The sequence below is a fragment of the Acinetobacter bohemicus ANC 3994 genome (genome assembly GCF_000367925.1).
Lineage (GTDB): Bacteria > Pseudomonadota > Gammaproteobacteria > Pseudomonadales > Moraxellaceae > Acinetobacter > Acinetobacter bohemicus.
In genome coordinates, this window is the sequence record NZ_KB849164.1 from 364743 (window position 1) to 380472 (window position 15730).

Here is a 15730-nt window from a genome sequence, read left to right on the forward strand (position 1 = left end):
ATTAACCCATCAAAATTTACTAGCGTTTAAAAAAAAGCAAAACTTTTTTTAAGTCTATATTTATCATTAGAATCAAGAGTAATAATGTTATTTAAAAAAATCAATCGAATTGCGACTATTTACCTAGAATAAGGTGAACTAAACAGTTAGGTTATAATTTAAAATAGATAAAGCAACAATCGGCGCAGTTTCAGTGCGTAAGACACGATTGCCAATACACCAATTGATGAATCCTACTTTATTTGATAATTCAATTTCACTTTCACTTAAACCACCTTCGGGGCCAATCAGCAGTGCAATATTTGGCGTTGCATTTTCAAGGACATTGATTTGGTCTTTATTTGGCGCAAGTACCAGTTTGGTGGTGGGTAATTCAGTTGCAAGCCAGTCGGCTAATGCAAGTGGGGCTAAAATTTCTGGAACGCGATTCATGCCACATTGTTCACATGCTGCAATTGCAACACCTTGCCAATGGTCTATTTTTTTCTGGTCACGATCATATTTTAAACGCATTTCGCAGCGTTCAGACGTTAAAAGTTGAATTTGTGAAACACCCAATTCAACTGCTTTTTGAATGGCATAATCCATACGGTCGCCTTTGCTCATGACTTGTCCGAGCAAGGTGCTAAAAGCAGGCGTGCGATCATCTGGATTAAAGCTATCGACAGAAACACTTGCTGATTTTTTGGAAATATCAACAAGCGTCACTTCATATTCGCCACCTTGTCCATTAAACAAAGTGGCACTTTCACCGACTTTTGCACGTAATACTTTCACCCAATGGTGAAAAACGGTTTCCGTTAACTCTACATGCGTATTAACAGCCAAATCAGCTTCAATAAAAAAACGCGGCATGTGGTATTACTCTCAAAAATCGGGGAAAAGAAAAATTATGCTAAACCTAAGTCAAGCACAAGTTGACGATTAGGTTCAGTCTGGTTCATGGTGTAGAAGTGCAGACTTGGTGCACCACCTGCAATCAGGCGTTCACACAGTTTCACCACGACTTCATGACCAAAGGCTTTAATGCTTGCGCTATCATCACCATAAGTGGCCAATTGCTTACGAATCCAACGTGGGATTTCAGCACCCGTACCATCTGCAAAGCGAATCAGATTGCTAGCATTGGTAATCGGCATAATGCCGGGCGCTACAGGAAGATCAACGCCTTCTTTTTGTAAGCGATCGACAAAGTAGAAATACGCATCTGGATTAAAGAAGAATTGAGTCAATGCTGAATTGGCGCCTGCACGAGCTTTGGTAATAAAGTTTTGAATGTCTTGATCAAAGCTTTCGGCTTGTGGATGCATTTCAGGATAGGCTGCCACTTCAATATGAAAGTGATCACCTGAATGTTCACGAATGAATGCCACTAAATCAGAGGCATAGGGTAATTCACCCAAGCCCACTTGACCTGAAGGTAAGTCGCCACGTAGTGCAACGATACGGTCAATGCCTTGTGATTTATACAAATCGAGCAATTCGGCAATACGTGCTTTGTCATCACCAATACAAGACAGGTGAGGGGCAACGGGTGTGCCTTTACCATTGAAGTCGTTGATTGCAGCGAGTGTACGTTCACGTGTTGAACCACCAGCACCATAAGTTACAGAAAAGAACTCAGGATTCAGCAGTTGTAATTCTTGATGAACGACACGAAGTTTTTCTGCACCCACATCAGTTTTAGTCGGAAAAAATTCAAACGAAACCGGAATACGTTTGGTCATTTTTCAAATCCTTTTTTTAATACTATTTTAATTGCTTTGACCTCTCCTAAATCCTCTCCTAAAAGGAGAGGACTAACCCTCCATTTAATACTAAAAAGGATTTCCCTCTCCTGAGCGTGCTTTAAGCATTGCTTTAAAGTTCAGCGCAAGTGAGGGCTAGGGAGAGGTATTTATAAAAACTTAGTATTTATATGAGTCAGATTTGAATGGCCCTTCAACAGCAACGCCCAAGTAATCTGCTTGTACTTGAGTTAACTGAGTCAATACGCCGCCAAAACCAGCAACCATTGCTGCCGCAACTTCTTCATCTAATTTCTTAGGAAGTAGTTCTACGCGAATCGCCGCTTGTTTTTGATCTTCAGCAAGATCCGCAAATTTTTCAGCGAACAAGTGCATTTGACCCAATACTTGGTTGGCAAAAGAACCATCCATGATACGTGATGGGTGACCTGTTGCATTACCAAGGTTTACTAAACGACCTTCTGAAAGAAGGATTAAGTAATCGTTATCATTTTCTGTACGATACACTTGGTGTACTTGAGGTTTAACTTCAACCCACTTGTAGCCACGTAAATAGTTGGTGTCAATTTCAGTGTCAAAGTGACCGATGTTACAAACAACAGCGCCTGCTTTTAAAGTATCAAGCATTGCAGCATCACATACGTGGTAGTTACCCGTAGTTGTTACGATCAAATCAGTATTTTGAAGAAGATCAGCATTTACATCTTCTTTCTTACCCGTTTGAACGCCATTTTTGTATGGAGAAACAACTTCGTAACCATCCATACATGCTTGCATTGCACAGATTGGATCAACTTCAGTAACACGTACAATCATGCCTTCTTGACGAAGCGATTGCGCAGAACCTTTACCTACGTCACCGTAACCAATCACAAGCGCACGACGACCAGATAAAAGCATATCTGTACCACGTTTGATGGCATCATTTAATGAGTGACGGCAACCGTATTTGTTGTCATTTTTAGATTTTGTGACTGAATCATTGACGTTGATTGCAGGAACTTTGAGTGAACCGTCTTTCCACATTTCAAGAAGACGTTGAACGCCTGTCGTAGTTTCTTCAGTAATACCGTGGATTTTAGCAATCAGTTCAGGATATTTTTCATGAACAACAGCAGTCAAATCACCGCCATCATCTAAAATCATGTTGGCATCCCAAGGTTTGCCGTTCACATTAATTTGTTGTTCAAGGCACCACATGTATTCTTCTTCAGTTTCACCTTTCCAAGCAAATACTGGAACACCAGATGCAGCAATTGCAGCAGCAGCATGGTCTTGAGTCGAGAAGATGTTGCAAGATGTCCAACGAACTTCTGCGCCCAATTCAACTAGGGTTTCAATCAGAACCGCAGTTTGAATGGTCATATGAATACAACCCAAAATTTTTGCGCCAGCAAGTGGTTTTACAGCAGCGTAACGATGACGTAAACCCATCAATGCTGGCATTTCTGCTTCAGCAAGTTTAATTTCTTTACGGCCGTAATCAGCAAGTGAAATATCAGCAACTTTGTAATCTGTAAATGAAGCAGTAACCGCGTTCATCTGGATCTCCTAGTTATTAAATAACAATAAAAATAGATTGGATCGTTATGTTCGCGGATGCCGTTGTTGATCAAACCCGTATTTCACAGAAGCTTTGACCGAATTGTCGAGCCTAGCGATTTCACATTACTGTTTTTGAAAATCAGCCTGTGAAAAAGTCGCAGCACCCCTCGACGAGTCGCATATTGTACTTGGAAATGGTTGTAGTTCCAATGTCGTTTTGCTTATTATCAACACAATCATTTTTTTTGAATTGTGTTATGGCTTTGAACATCCCTGAATCCCTAATGAACCTTGAAGCAAATGGCGGTATCTATGCGGTATGGATGATGCTGCAACATTTAGGTATAGATGCTGATATTGAGCAGCTGATCGAGGTCTGTGCTTACGATGCAGAACACGGCACAACCACCATTGGTTTGGCGGTAGGTTTAAAAAAATTTGGCTTTAATGTTCAATTTTATACCGATAAAGACCCCGATATTCAGGAACAAGAAAAACTGAGCTATACAGAAGCAGAACAACTAAAACTCCCTGTTTTACCGGCCATCAATTACCAGCAAATTCAACAGGCATTTGAGCAACATAAATTTGTTATTGTCTATTACGATACTTTAGAAGATGTTGGAAACCACTCACTGGTTTATTCTATAGACGAGCAGGAAATCTGTTTCTTTGATAGTTTTGATGCTATGCCTGCATCTGTTTTTGAACAACAGCATCAAGCAGAGGGCATCTGCCGACAAGTGATTCTGATTGATGATTCAAACGCTCGCATGGATACAGAAAAATAAACATTAAAGAAGAAGCTTAAAATGAAAAAGATAATTGGAATATGCATGCTCATTTCCATGCAAATTGGTGCCAATGACAGTACGGGCTATGTTTCTACGGGCGGTGTGCAGTATCTGAAAAATAACAATATTCAAATGTACAGTGAAGACCTATTCATTAGCAAAAATCAGATTAAAGTTGATTATCAATTTAAAAATTTAACCCATAAAGACATCTCTGAAACGGTACTTTTTCCGCTTCCGCCAATAGAGAATTTTTTTGAATCAGATTTTGCGGATACGGAAAAATTGCTAAAGAGCTTTAAGGTGCAGGTGAATGGCAAAAATATTCAGCCAGAAATGCATGTGAGAACATTTATTCAAAAAGATGAGCATTCAAAGCCAATCGATGCAACCGAGCTATTTAAGCAATGTGGATTTACGCAAACTGAAATGCTAAATCCATGGAATCGGAAAACCTATGAATATGAAGTGTTTGAGAATAAATTAAGACACTGTTCAAATGCACAGTTAAAAAATCTTTTGCCAAAGAGCGAAAGTGAAGCAATTGTGTGGTCTTCTCAGGTGATTTACAGTTGGCAGCAAAGCTTTAAAGCCAATTCGCTGACACGTGTACAACACCAATATGCGCCATTAGTGGGTGGTTCAGTGTCTTTGTATCCCGCAGAAGATGAAAAAACTTATTGCATGGATGGTAATTTCAAAGCGGGTTTAAGGAAAGCGAAGTCGCAGCATGCACCTTATTCGGCTTTGGGCTATATTTTAAAAACGGGCGCCAATTGGGCTAAACCGATTGAGCACTTTAAGCTGACTATTGAGCGTGATCCAAACGAGTTGGTCTCTTTTTGCTGGGCTGGAAAGGTGACAAAAATTAGCCCAACACGTTTTCAAATGCTTGAAAATAATTTTCTGCCGAAGCAGGATTTAGAGATTATTTTTGTTCATAAATTTTAAGGAATGCAGAGCAAGAAGCCCATCATTTGATAGGCTTCTTGGTTTAATTTATTCGGCAGCCTTGGCTTTTTCAGACCATTCATCTGCTTTTGCTTCATCTATGTCTACACCTAAACCATGCTCATAGATGCAGACTAAATCACGCATCGCTTGGACTTCACCCAGTTCGGCTGCTTGCTTGACCAATTCAACCGATTTTGCCACATCCTTTTCAACCACATCACCACGACGGTAAAAATTCGATAACTCTAAAATTGCCGCAGGGTGTTTATGTTTACTGGCTTGTTCTAACCAGCGATATGCATGTTCAAAATAGGTTTTTGCCTCTTCAGGATCTTCTTCTAACATATCTTTTGCATAGAAAGTATAACCTTCACCTAACCAGTACATCGCTTCAACATGACCCAGTTGTGCGGCTTTAAGCGCCCATTCTTCAGCCAGTGCGACATGCTCTTCATTTTCACTTTGCATATAAATTTCAGCAAGTTCGAATTGTGCATCACGATTACCGGCCATGGCACGATTAAACAGTTCGGTAGAAATAGGGAGATCAGACATAACAAATCCAAAGGACATAATGTGTATAGCGTAAAGGGTTGGCACAAAAAAACCAATCCGTAGATTGGCTTTTTCAAACTGTTATTTAATTTTCAACGTTTAGATGAGATAGGTTATGCAGCTTAAAATGGCAATCACAATACACGCCATCACCAACTGTTTTGCTTTATGCGCAAAATAGCTTAAACATAAACCGACAAATAAAGCAGAGAAGGTCAGTGCAGCAACCCAATAGCTGATCATATTGCTTAAGTTGCCATGAGTAATACAAATCACCAGTGCAATGATCAATAAGACCCAACCTACAAGCGTTGCAAGTTTAGTTTTTGATGCTGTTAATTCACGACCAAAGATTTGCTTTTGATGTTTTGACATGCAACTTGCTAAAGCAAAAAATGCCACAGTACAGATTGACCAAATCAGGATGAAAAAAATCATGCTTCAGGCTCCTGAGTAACTTTGGCTTTTTTAACGGGTAGACCTTTGTGATTTTTCACTTTCTGATAAGAGTAGAAGAACAGGATTGCAAGTAGCCACATGGCTAAATCAAATGAAGCAATCATCCATTGCCCATTGGTAATACTGTTCCATAAGGCTTGACCACCTGTCATAAAGTTAATGACCGGTAATAGGGCAAATGCAAGCGTTGCAAAAGCAAGTAATTCTAACCATGCTTGACGGTGTGGACGAAGTGCAGCATAAATTAAACTGAGTAGCCAGATGATAAAGAAGCTACGAATTTCCCAGTCTGAACGCATATCCATTTGCGTAGGAATAAAACGGTTGGCATAAAAATATGCAGCACAGGCAATGGGTAAACCAATAATCGCTGTAATATTGGTGACTTCGACGATACGATAACCAAAGGATTTATAGCCTTGTTTTTGTTGCTGCGGTGCACGTTTGACACACCATAGTATTAGACCTGTTGCCACCATCAATGTGCCAACGATACCTGAACAGAACAATAACCAACGTAGGGCTAAATCGACACCACGGGCTTCATGAAGCACGGTCACGACATTGTAAATAGCCATCGGTACAGATGGATTTTTTAGACGTGAACTGTCATCTGTGATGTTTTGACCTGTTACCGCATTAAATTCTAAGCTGTCATAAACATTGCGATGGGCAACACTTTCCCCCAATAGGGCACGTAATTCAATTGTGGCTTGATTGGTATTTGGTGCAATGATGCTGATTGAACCTACAGGATTGTCTTTCCATTTTTGTTGTGCAGTTGCCAAAATAGGCGTTATGTCTGTTAACGGTGCTGGTTGAGCTTCAGGTTTTTGATGCTGTTGACGTTTTTCACCACGTTGTTCGGTATTTTCACCACGAGCTTGTGAATTGTTTTGACGTTTAGTATTACGCCCCTCGGCACGTTCGTTTCTATTTTCTTTATTTTCGACCAGTGCACGACTTTGCTCTTGTAGGAACTGTCCTCGGTTTTCATAAATTTGGTTAATTCCCCAAGGCATGAGTGTAAATAGCAGCAGTAATAAGCCACTAAAAGTAATCATGATATGAAAGGGTAGGGCAAGTACAGCAGTGGCATTGTGTGCATCTAACCAAGAGCGTTGTCCTTTACCTGTACGGAAGGTAAAGAAGTCTTTAAAGATTTTTTTATGGGTAATTACGCCACTAATAATGGCAACCAGCATGAGTAGGGTTGCAATTCCAACCAGCCAACGTGTCCATAGTCGCGGTAAGCCATACAATTCAAAATGGAAACGATAAAGGAAACTACCACCACGGGTGTCTCGTGCTTCAAGCACTTCACCTGTTGCACTATCTAACGTGATTCGTTCACCGCCACGCCGTGCGCGAGGATCTTCCCCAATTTTACGAACAGTAAGGATCGTTGTATTTTGCCTTGCATTCGGAAGTTGAATATTCCAACTTCCAGCATTCGGATGGTTTTTTTGGAGATAATTGAGCGCCACTTGCGTTTGTTGAATTTGACTGTTTTGAGGCACAGATTGGTGTAATTCAGGTTTCATCCAAACAGTAATTTCATTTTGGAAAAAGCTTAAAGTGCCAGTCAAAAATATTGCATACAATAACCAGCCAAGAATTAAACTTGCCCAAGTATGTAACCATGACATGGACTGGCGTGGGCCTTCCGGTTTTGCATCTATACGCATATTAGTTTCCTAAAAACTTATAAATAACAAATAAGAAGATACTTGGAAGAATAATACCTAAACTGGCCTTTAGTGTTTTATTGACGATAAAAACCCAGATAAATGCACATGCCCAAAGTGTAAAAGCAACGAGAGTCGCACTCATTGCAGCACTACCACGAGATTCTGCAAAAGATTGTGCAATAACCACAGCACTTAAACTTGCCAGAACATAACCGCCTAACAGCGCTAGGATAAAACGATAGAAAATCATAAAGCGGTAAGCGAGTAATAACGATTTTTGCTGCGTTTTTTTAGCTGCTGAAGTGGCGAGGTGATTTGTTGCCAAAGCATCAAGTTGGGAACTATTCATCATTTTAAATTCAATTGTGACTAGGCGTGATTATTTATAATGAAAATGATAACAATTATTATTAATGTTTAAAATGATTGATTTAAAAAAATGCAGATTAAATGACATTCCTTTTAGGGCTGTTTATTTTAGAGGGGATGATGTGGCAAGAAATGGCAAATTGGATTGCTGATTGATTTTTGCAGTTGTGAAACAAGAACAGCGACCGAAGTCGCTGTTTTTAGTCCAACAGAGCTTAAGCTTCTTGTTGGATACCTGCCACCAACCAATCTTGGTTAGAACTTGCAGGTTTGGTGAAATGCCAAATTTCTGCAAAAGATTGCGGTAAGCTGTTTAAGTCTTCGCTTACAGTACCTGTGAAACGCACACTCACCACATATTGACCATTTTCATTTGCAGAATCTGTCACCATTGCATTGAGGTTCGAGAATTCAGCCACGTCTTGGTCTTGGTTTGCCATAATGTCGTTATACATCGACTGATACAGATCAGGTGTTAAATAACGTTGAATTTCAGCAATATTGCTTGCTGTATTCATCGACTGAATATGGTTAAAACGCTGACGAGCAACACGTAAGAAAGCAGCAGGTTCAGTGCCATCTGGTAATTGATTGCCATTGCTGGTCGAAGCACTACCAAAAGGCGCTTGCGTCGCTGCACCCGCAGAACCACCTACAGATTGACCAAAAATATTGCTATTGTCATTTGAAGTACGTGGTACTGCTTGTTGACCAAACGGCGCTGTATTGCCAGCATTGTTTGGTGCGTATGGGTTATTAGTGGCTAGTTTTTTTTTTGCTCCGAATTTACGGAACAAGAAGAATGCGCCTGCTGCCGCTAGAAGCATCCAGATCCAACCCGGAATACCACCTTTTTCTTCCTCTTGCTGTGCAGTCACATCAGCACTGCTCGCAGCAGGTTTATCATCGGCCATTGCATTGGCTGCAACTGCACCAATTGCAGCACCAGCAACACCAGCAGCAACCATTTTACCTACGCCAGAACCCGATTTTTGTTGAGTAGGTGCAGTTGTTGGTTGTGGGGCAGGAGTAGCTTGACGGGGTTGTTGGTAAGATTGGCTTGGAGCAGCAGAACGACTCATGCCATGGCTTTTACCGCCACCTGCACGTTTCGCTTCAGCCATTGGTGCAACCACCAAAGCGGCCATTAAAATACCTGCCATCAAACTACGCTGTCGAACTTCCATCATTTTTTCCTAAATAAAAATAAATTATAGCTACATAGTTATGCAGTCATTTACACCAGATTTCAATATTAAATCGGTGTTTTTTTTAACATAATCTTTCAACTGTTTAAGCTTAAGCCAATTCTTCGGTCAAGTTCATGGCTTCGGTTAATGCTTCATGTAAACGTGCCACTGAAATGATTTGCACGTTTGGAATGGGTTTTTGAGGAGCATTGCCTCTGGGTAAAATAATATATTTGAAACCATGTTTAATGGCTTCTTTTAAGCGTTCTTGACCATTTGGCACAGGACGAATTTCACCAGAGAGTCCAACTTCACCAAAGACAGCCAGTTGTTGCGGTAAGGCTTTGCCGCGTAAACTTGAGGCACAGGCAAGTAACACCGCAAGGTCAGAACCGGTCTCGGTAATTTTTAAACCACCGACGACATTGACATAAACATCTTGGCCTGATGTCTGTACGCCACCATGACGGTGCATGACGGCAAGCAGCATATTGAGTCGGTTTTGTTCTAAACCTAAAGCCACACGGCGCGGTTGTCCATGTGCATCATCCACCAAAGCTTGCACTTCTACCAACAGTGGACGTGTGCCTTCACGGCTAATCATGACAATCGAACCGGGAATGGCTTCATCATAGCGACTTAAGAAAATGGCAGATGGATTAGCAACTTCTCGTAAGCCTTTATCGGTCATGCCAAACACGCCTAACTCATTGACTGCACCAAAACGGTTTTTGACTGCACGAATCATTCGATAACGTGAATCAGATTGACCTTCAAAATAAAGCACACAATCGACCATATGTTCTAGAACGCGTGGCCCAGCCAATGCACCTTCTTTGGTCACATGCCCCACCAGAAACAATGAAGTGCCACTATTTTTAGCAAAACGGGTCAACAGTGCGGCAGATTCACGAATTTGTGAAACGCCACCGGGCGCAGATTGCAGTGTCTCGGTATATAGCGTTTGAATCGAATCAAGAATGGCCACCGCAGGGCGGACTTGCGCTAAAACTTCACAAATTCGTTCCACACAGGTTTCCGCCATGACTTGAAGATGGTCTGTCAGTAACTCTAAACGATGGGCACGTAAAGCCACTTGTGAAAGTGATTCCTCACCCGTGACATAAAGCGCTGAACTTTGTGCCGATGCCATGTGTGTGGCAGTTTGTAACAAAATGGTTGATTTACCAATGCCGGGATCACCACCAATCAACACAACAGAACCCGTCACTAAGCCGCCACCTAAAACACGGTCAAATTCAGCAATTCCTGTCGCTAAGCGGGTTTCATGTGAAACGGAAATTTTATTTAAGGTGGTAATGTTGGCGACTTGCCCTGCATAACCACCGCCCATTTTGGGTTGCGCGCGATGAGTGACGGCGGGTTCTACACGGACTTCCGTTAAGCTATTCCATTCGCCACATTCCGAACATTGACCTGACCATTTTGGATGATCAGCACCGCATTGCTCACAACGGTAAATACTTTTTGCTTTAGCCATATTTTGTTTTTTAAATGCTGAAAATAAATAATCTGATGACAGCATACAGATGAATTTTACTGAATTGAATGCTTGCTAGAATTTGAGTCCATAAAAAAGCCACCTTGGAGGTGGCTTGCTGAACTTTTACAATTAATACAATTCGCCTGACTTACGTTTTGCAATAAAATCTTTGGATTCTTTCGCAATGACAGTAGAAAGCAATAACAGTGCAATTAAGTTTGGAACGGCCATTAAGCCATTGAAGGTGTCGGCAAAGAGCCAAACCAAGTCTAGCGTGGCGACAGTGCCAATAAATACCGTGGCAATATAAATAAGACGATAGATGAGGACGTACTTTTCTCCGAAAATATAAGTACAACATTTTTCACCGTAATAACACCAACCTAAAATAGTGGAATAGGCAAAGAAAATAATACCGAGCGTTACCACCCAACCGCCGACACCGGGCAATAATCGATCAAAGACATGCGTCGTGAGTACAGCACCTGTTTCAGTTCCGAAGGTATTGCCTGCCATGATGAAACCCATCACCAAGACAATACCGGTAATGCTACAAACAATGATGGTGTCAATAAAAGTTCCTGTCATTGAAACCAAACCCTGACGTGCGGGATGATCTGTTTTTGCCGCTGCTGCTGCAATAGGTGCAGAACCCATACCTGCTTCGTTAGAGAAGACACCACGTGCAACCCCGTAACGAATCACAGCACCAATTGCACCACCTGCAACCGCTTCACCGGTAAATGCATCTTTAAAGATCAGTTCCAGTGCAGGTATCACCAGCTCAAGGTTATTGAGAATAATGACCAAACCACCGGCAACATAGCCCACAGCCATGACAGGGACAATCACGGTGGCTGCTTTGGCAATCGATTTAATTCCGCCTAAAATCACCAAGGCAGAGAAAACGGTAATGACGATGCCTGTGATCCACGTTTCAATACCCATGCTGTTTTGCACGGCAAGCGCAACAGTATTGGACTGTACTGAACTGCCAATACCAAAAGAAGCCACGGTGCCAAAAAATGCAAAAATCAGCGCCAGCCATTTCCATTTTAAGCCATGTTCGATGTAATACATTGGGCCACCGGACATCAGACCATTTTCATTTTTAACGCGATACTTGACGGCCAGTACGCCTTCACCATATTTGGTTGCCATACCAAATAAAGCGGTCATCCACATCCAAAAGACGGCACCGGGACCCCCTAGAACGCACGCTGTTGCCACACCCGCAATGTTACCTGTACCAATAGTGGCGGAGAGTGCGGTCATGAGCGAGGCAAAATGTGAAATATCTCCTGCATGTGATTGAGCTTGAGGGTGCTTACCAAAAACCTGTTTAAAGGCCAGTGGCAGCATACGAAATTGCCAGAACATGAGGCGGAATGTGAGAAATACACCAGTACCGACAATCAGTACCAACATGTACGGACCCCAGACCCATCCGCTGAGTGTTTCCATTATCGATTGTAAGTTTTGCATCATAGTTTCTTCTTATCGTCTTGAGTTTTGTAAATGGCTTATTTAGATTTATCAATGCTTAAGCAAGTGGTATGCCATATTTGTGACCTTCCTGATCATTTGTTATAACACGACTGAGATACTTATTTCTTAGGGTTGAAAAGGTTTTAATTTTTGTTACTCGGTGCTGGATTTTTTATGAACGCATTTTATTTTATTGTTAGTTATTTTTTAGCTAAAGTTCAGCACTTTTACAAGCATTTAAAATGAATTATTTATGTTTATTTTTAAATCAATTATTCATCAATTTTATATATAAGAAAAATAAATTAATGTTCGTGCTGAATTAAAAAATATAGATAGTTCAAAGTTTTTTGTTGTTTTCTGTGTTTTTTACGTTAATTTGGTGCGATAGACATCGAAGATGAATTAAATAATGTCACATCAAAATACAAGTTCGACTGCTGAAAAGGCTGAACTGCAACGGAGTTTGTCTAATCGACATTTGCAATTGATTGCAATAGGTGGGGCAATTGGTACGGGATTATTCATGGGCTCGGGTAAAACCATTAGCCTAGCGGGTCCTTCAATTTTAATTATTTATATGATTATTGGTTTTATGGTGTTTTTTGTCATGCGTGCGCTTGGCGAATTATTGCTGTCTAACTTGAAATACAAATCCTTTATTGATTCTAGTGCCGATTTAATTGGACCGTGGGCAGGCTATTTTGTCGGCTGGACCTATTGGTTATGTTGGATCACAATCGGTATTGCGGATCTTTCTGCGATTATTTATTACTTACAATTTTTTAATAATGGAATGCCCTTTAGCCCATCAGAAGGGGTCATGATCAGTGTTGCCGCGATTGTTTTCATCATGGGTTTAAACCTCGTGACTGTAAAACTGTTCGGTGAACTTGAATTCTGGTTTGCTTTAATCAAGATTATTGCCATTGTGGTGCTGATTGGTGTCGGTTTATGGATGATCTTCACTGGTTTTACCTCAACAGCAGGTGAGGTGGCATCGTTTACCCATTTATGGTCGCATGGCGGTATGTTCCCAACAGGCGTAACAGGTTTCCTTGCGGGCTTCCAAATTGCAATTTTTGCTTTTGTGGGTGTAGAGCTGATTGGTACAACAGCAGCTGAAACGAAAGATCCTGAACGTAATTTGCCAAAAGCGGTCAATTCTATTCCTATTCGTATCATCATTTTCTATGTGCTGGCACTGGTGATCGTCATGTCTGTGACGCCGTGGAATAAAATTGATCCAAGCATTAGCCCATTTGTAAACTTGTTTAGCCAAGCCGGTATTGCAGCAGCAGCCATCATTATGAATTTGGTGGTGTTATCGTCAGTGATGTCATCCATGAACAGTGGTGTATTCTCAACCAGTCGGATGTTGTTTGGTTTATCTCGTGAAGAGCAAGGGCCTAAAGCATTTGGACATTTAAATAAACGTGCTGTTCCAGCCAATGCTTTGTATTTCTCTGCGGTATGTTTGTTGTTAGGTGCTGCACTTCAGTACTTTGTACCAAATACCGTTGAAGCCTTTACTTTGGCAACCACGCTTTCAACTATCTTGTTCATTTGTGTATGGTTGATGATTATCTGGAGTTATATTGTTTACTATAAAACGCGTCCAGAACTTCATGCGAAATCAACCTTTAAATTACCGGGTGGCTTGTTTACCTGTTGGGTGGTGATTGTCTTCTTTATTGGCATGATTTATGTGTTGTCATTAGAAGCCGATACCATGAAAGCCCTGATGGTGAGTCCAATTTGGTTCATTATCCTGATTGTTGGTTACTTTGGTTTCTATAAACCGAAACATAAATAAGCCCTTTGTTTGTGAAAAACGCCAGTTTCAAACTGGCGTTTTTTTTTAACACACGATAATCTCTAGCGTTTAGCACTTTGGTCACGGCTGTGATCGAGTTATACTTCTTTGAAAACATAGGATAGGTGGTCAGATGCGTCTTGTCATTTGCTACATCAGTTTATTGGCGACAGGTTTTGCCTTAGTCGGTTGTGGTCAATCTGGAGCTTTACAGTTACCCAATGATCAGAATTACGACAAGCGTTCCAAGTATTTGTTATATCCCAATGTCGATTCCAAAAAGCAGTCGGAACAGAAACAGCTTGCAACACCGAATACTGACTCTAATCAACCTGCTACACCTTAACGCTTTCATAGAAAGGATACATTCATGAGTTTTACCCGCATTCATGGGGTTCTGCACGCAGAGCAATGTTCGTTGCAACAACTTGCACAGCAATTTGGCACGCCACTTTATGTTTATTCAAAAGCCACTTTTGAAAAGCATTATCTCGATATGGATCGTGCATTTAGCTTTATCGATCATCAAATTTGTTTTGCGGTCAAGTCGAACTCTAATATTGCGGTATTGAATGTACTGGCGAAGCTGGGTGCAGGTTTTGATATTGTGACTGGTGGTGAGCTTGCCCGTGTGCTAAAAGCAGGCGGTGAAGCTTCTAAAATTGTATTCTCTGGTTTAGGTAAATCAGAAGCAGATATTAAAAAAGCTTTAGAAGTGGGTATTGCTTGCTTCAATGTTGAATCGTATGCAGAGCTGGATCGCATTCAAAAAGTTGCGGCTGAACTGGGGCAAAAGGCACCTGTTTCTTTACGTGTCAACCCAGATGTCGATGCGAAAACACATCCATACATTTCGACGGGCTTAAAAGAAAATAAATTTGGTATTCCCTCGGACAGCGTATTTGAAACCTATCAATACGCAGCTTCATTATCGAATTTAGATGTGATTGGCATTGACTGTCATATTGGTTCGCAACTGACTGAAACTCAGCCTTTTGTCGATGCACTTGATCGTGTGATCATGATGATTGATCAATTGAAAGAACTGGGGATCAATCTTAAACACATCGACATCGGTGGTGGTTTAGGCGTGACCTATAAAGATGAAGTACCGCCAACCGTTACTGAATATGCCAATGCACTGAAACCTGCTTTAGAAAAATTGGGCTTAAAAGTGTATATGGAACCGGGGCGCAGTATTTCTGCCAATGCAGGTGTATTGCTGACCAAAGTTGATTTACTCAAACCGACCAATCATCGTAATTTTGCCATTATTGATGCGGCAATGAATGACTTGATTCGTCCAGCATTATATGAAGCGTGGATGGATATTCAAGAAGTGACACCACGTACCGATGTTGAAGCAAAAGAATGGGATGTGGTGGGTGCAATTTGTGAAACGGGCGATTTTTTAGGTAAAGAACGCCAGTTAGCAATTCAAGAAAATGATGTCCTTGCAGTCTTGGGTGCAGGGGCATACGGTTTTGTGATGAGTTCAAATTACAACAGCCGTGGTCGTGCGGCTGAAGTAATGGTCGATGGTGATCAAGCGCATTTAATTCGTGAACGTGAAACCATAGAATCATTATGGGATAAAGAACGCTTATTGCCTTAAGG

At 41.2% G+C, this 15730-nt stretch carries 15 protein-coding genes; 5 read left to right on the forward strand and 10 right to left on the reverse strand.

The genetic code is table 11. From position 1 onward, the window contains the following. Window positions 1-138 precede the first annotated feature (138 nt). From F994_RS01655 to ahcY, 3 genes are all read right to left on the reverse strand, one after another. A complete protein-coding gene (locus tag F994_RS01655) occupies window positions 139-855 on the reverse strand; it encodes a 16S rRNA (uracil(1498)-N(3))-methyltransferase (protein ID WP_004648274.1) in 717 nt (238 codons plus the stop codon). A gap of 35 nt (window positions 856-890) precedes the next feature. Next, entirely contained in the window at window positions 891-1727 is an 837-nt protein-coding gene (gene metF / locus F994_RS01660; protein WP_004648275.1) for a methylenetetrahydrofolate reductase [NAD(P)H], read from the reverse strand. A gap of 180 nt (window positions 1728-1907) precedes the next feature. After that, window positions 1908-3290 carry an adenosylhomocysteinase gene (gene ahcY / locus F994_RS01665; protein WP_004648276.1) on the reverse strand — a complete coding sequence of 461 codons (1383 nt, stop codon included), beginning with the start codon at window positions 3288-3290 and terminating at the stop codon, window positions 1908-1910. 260 nt (window positions 3291-3550) lie between these two features. Between ahcY and F994_RS01670 the strand changes: the two genes are divergently transcribed. Next, the gene (locus F994_RS01670) at window positions 3551-4084 is read left to right on the forward strand and encodes a cysteine peptidase family C39 domain-containing protein (RefSeq protein ID WP_004648278.1); all 534 of its coding nucleotides are present in this window, start codon (window positions 3551-3553) and stop codon (window positions 4082-4084) included. 21 nt (window positions 4085-4105) lie between these two features. Next, on the forward strand, window positions 4106-5038 hold the full coding sequence (locus F994_RS01675; RefSeq protein WP_034696453.1) for a DUF4424 family protein: 933 nt from the start codon (window positions 4106-4108) through the stop codon (window positions 5036-5038). Between the two features lie 48 nt (window positions 5039-5086). Here F994_RS01675 and F994_RS01680 read toward each other — a convergent pair whose 3' ends face one another. From F994_RS01680 to F994_RS01710, 7 genes are all read right to left on the reverse strand, one after another. Next, complete coding sequence (locus F994_RS01680) at window positions 5087-5596, reverse strand: tetratricopeptide repeat protein (protein WP_004648280.1); 510 nt, start codon at window positions 5594-5596, stop codon at window positions 5087-5089. A 99-nt stretch (window positions 5597-5695) separates the two neighbouring features. Further along, on the reverse strand, window positions 5696-6034 hold the full coding sequence (locus F994_RS01685; RefSeq protein ID WP_004648281.1) for a DUF3325 domain-containing protein: 339 nt from the start codon (window positions 6032-6034) through the stop codon (window positions 5696-5698). Further along, entirely contained in the window at window positions 6031-7743 is a 1713-nt protein-coding gene (locus F994_RS01690) for a PepSY-associated TM helix domain-containing protein (RefSeq protein ID WP_004648282.1), read from the reverse strand. The genes F994_RS01685 and F994_RS01690 overlap by 4 nt, the downstream gene beginning before the upstream one ends. A 1-nt stretch (window position 7744) precedes the next feature. Beyond that, a complete protein-coding gene (locus tag F994_RS01695) occupies window positions 7745-8098 on the reverse strand; it encodes a hypothetical protein (RefSeq protein WP_004648283.1) in 354 nt (117 codons plus the stop codon). A 232-nt stretch (window positions 8099-8330) separates the two neighbouring features. Further along, a complete protein-coding gene (locus F994_RS01700; RefSeq protein WP_004648284.1) occupies window positions 8331-9302 on the reverse strand; it encodes a Tim44 domain-containing protein in 972 nt (323 codons plus the stop codon). A 112-nt stretch (window positions 9303-9414) separates the two neighbouring features. Next, on the reverse strand, window positions 9415-10806 hold the full coding sequence (gene radA, locus F994_RS01705; protein ID WP_034696615.1) for a DNA repair protein RadA: 1392 nt from the start codon (window positions 10804-10806) through the stop codon (window positions 9415-9417). Between the two features lie 132 nt (window positions 10807-10938). Further along, the gene (locus tag F994_RS01710; protein ID WP_034696617.1) at window positions 10939-12294 is read right to left on the reverse strand and encodes an alanine/glycine:cation symporter family protein; all 1356 of its coding nucleotides are present in this window, start codon (window positions 12292-12294) and stop codon (window positions 10939-10941) included. Between the two features lie 415 nt (window positions 12295-12709). Here F994_RS01710 and F994_RS01715 point away from each other — a divergent pair, with 415 nt between their 5' ends. From F994_RS01715 to lysA, 3 genes are all read left to right on the forward strand, one after another. Beyond that, on the forward strand, window positions 12710-14113 hold the full coding sequence (locus F994_RS01715) for an amino acid permease (protein ID WP_004648287.1): 1404 nt from the start codon (window positions 12710-12712) through the stop codon (window positions 14111-14113). 133 nt (window positions 14114-14246) lie between these two features. Continuing rightward, complete coding sequence (lptM, locus tag F994_RS01720) at window positions 14247-14459, forward strand: LPS translocon maturation chaperone LptM (RefSeq protein ID WP_004648288.1); 213 nt, start codon at window positions 14247-14249, stop codon at window positions 14457-14459. 24 nt (window positions 14460-14483) lie between these two features. Beyond that, window positions 14484-15728, forward strand: a complete 1245-nt coding sequence (gene lysA, locus F994_RS01725) for a diaminopimelate decarboxylase (protein WP_004648290.1) — start codon at window positions 14484-14486, stop codon at window positions 15726-15728. Window positions 15729-15730: the final 2 nt, after the last annotated feature.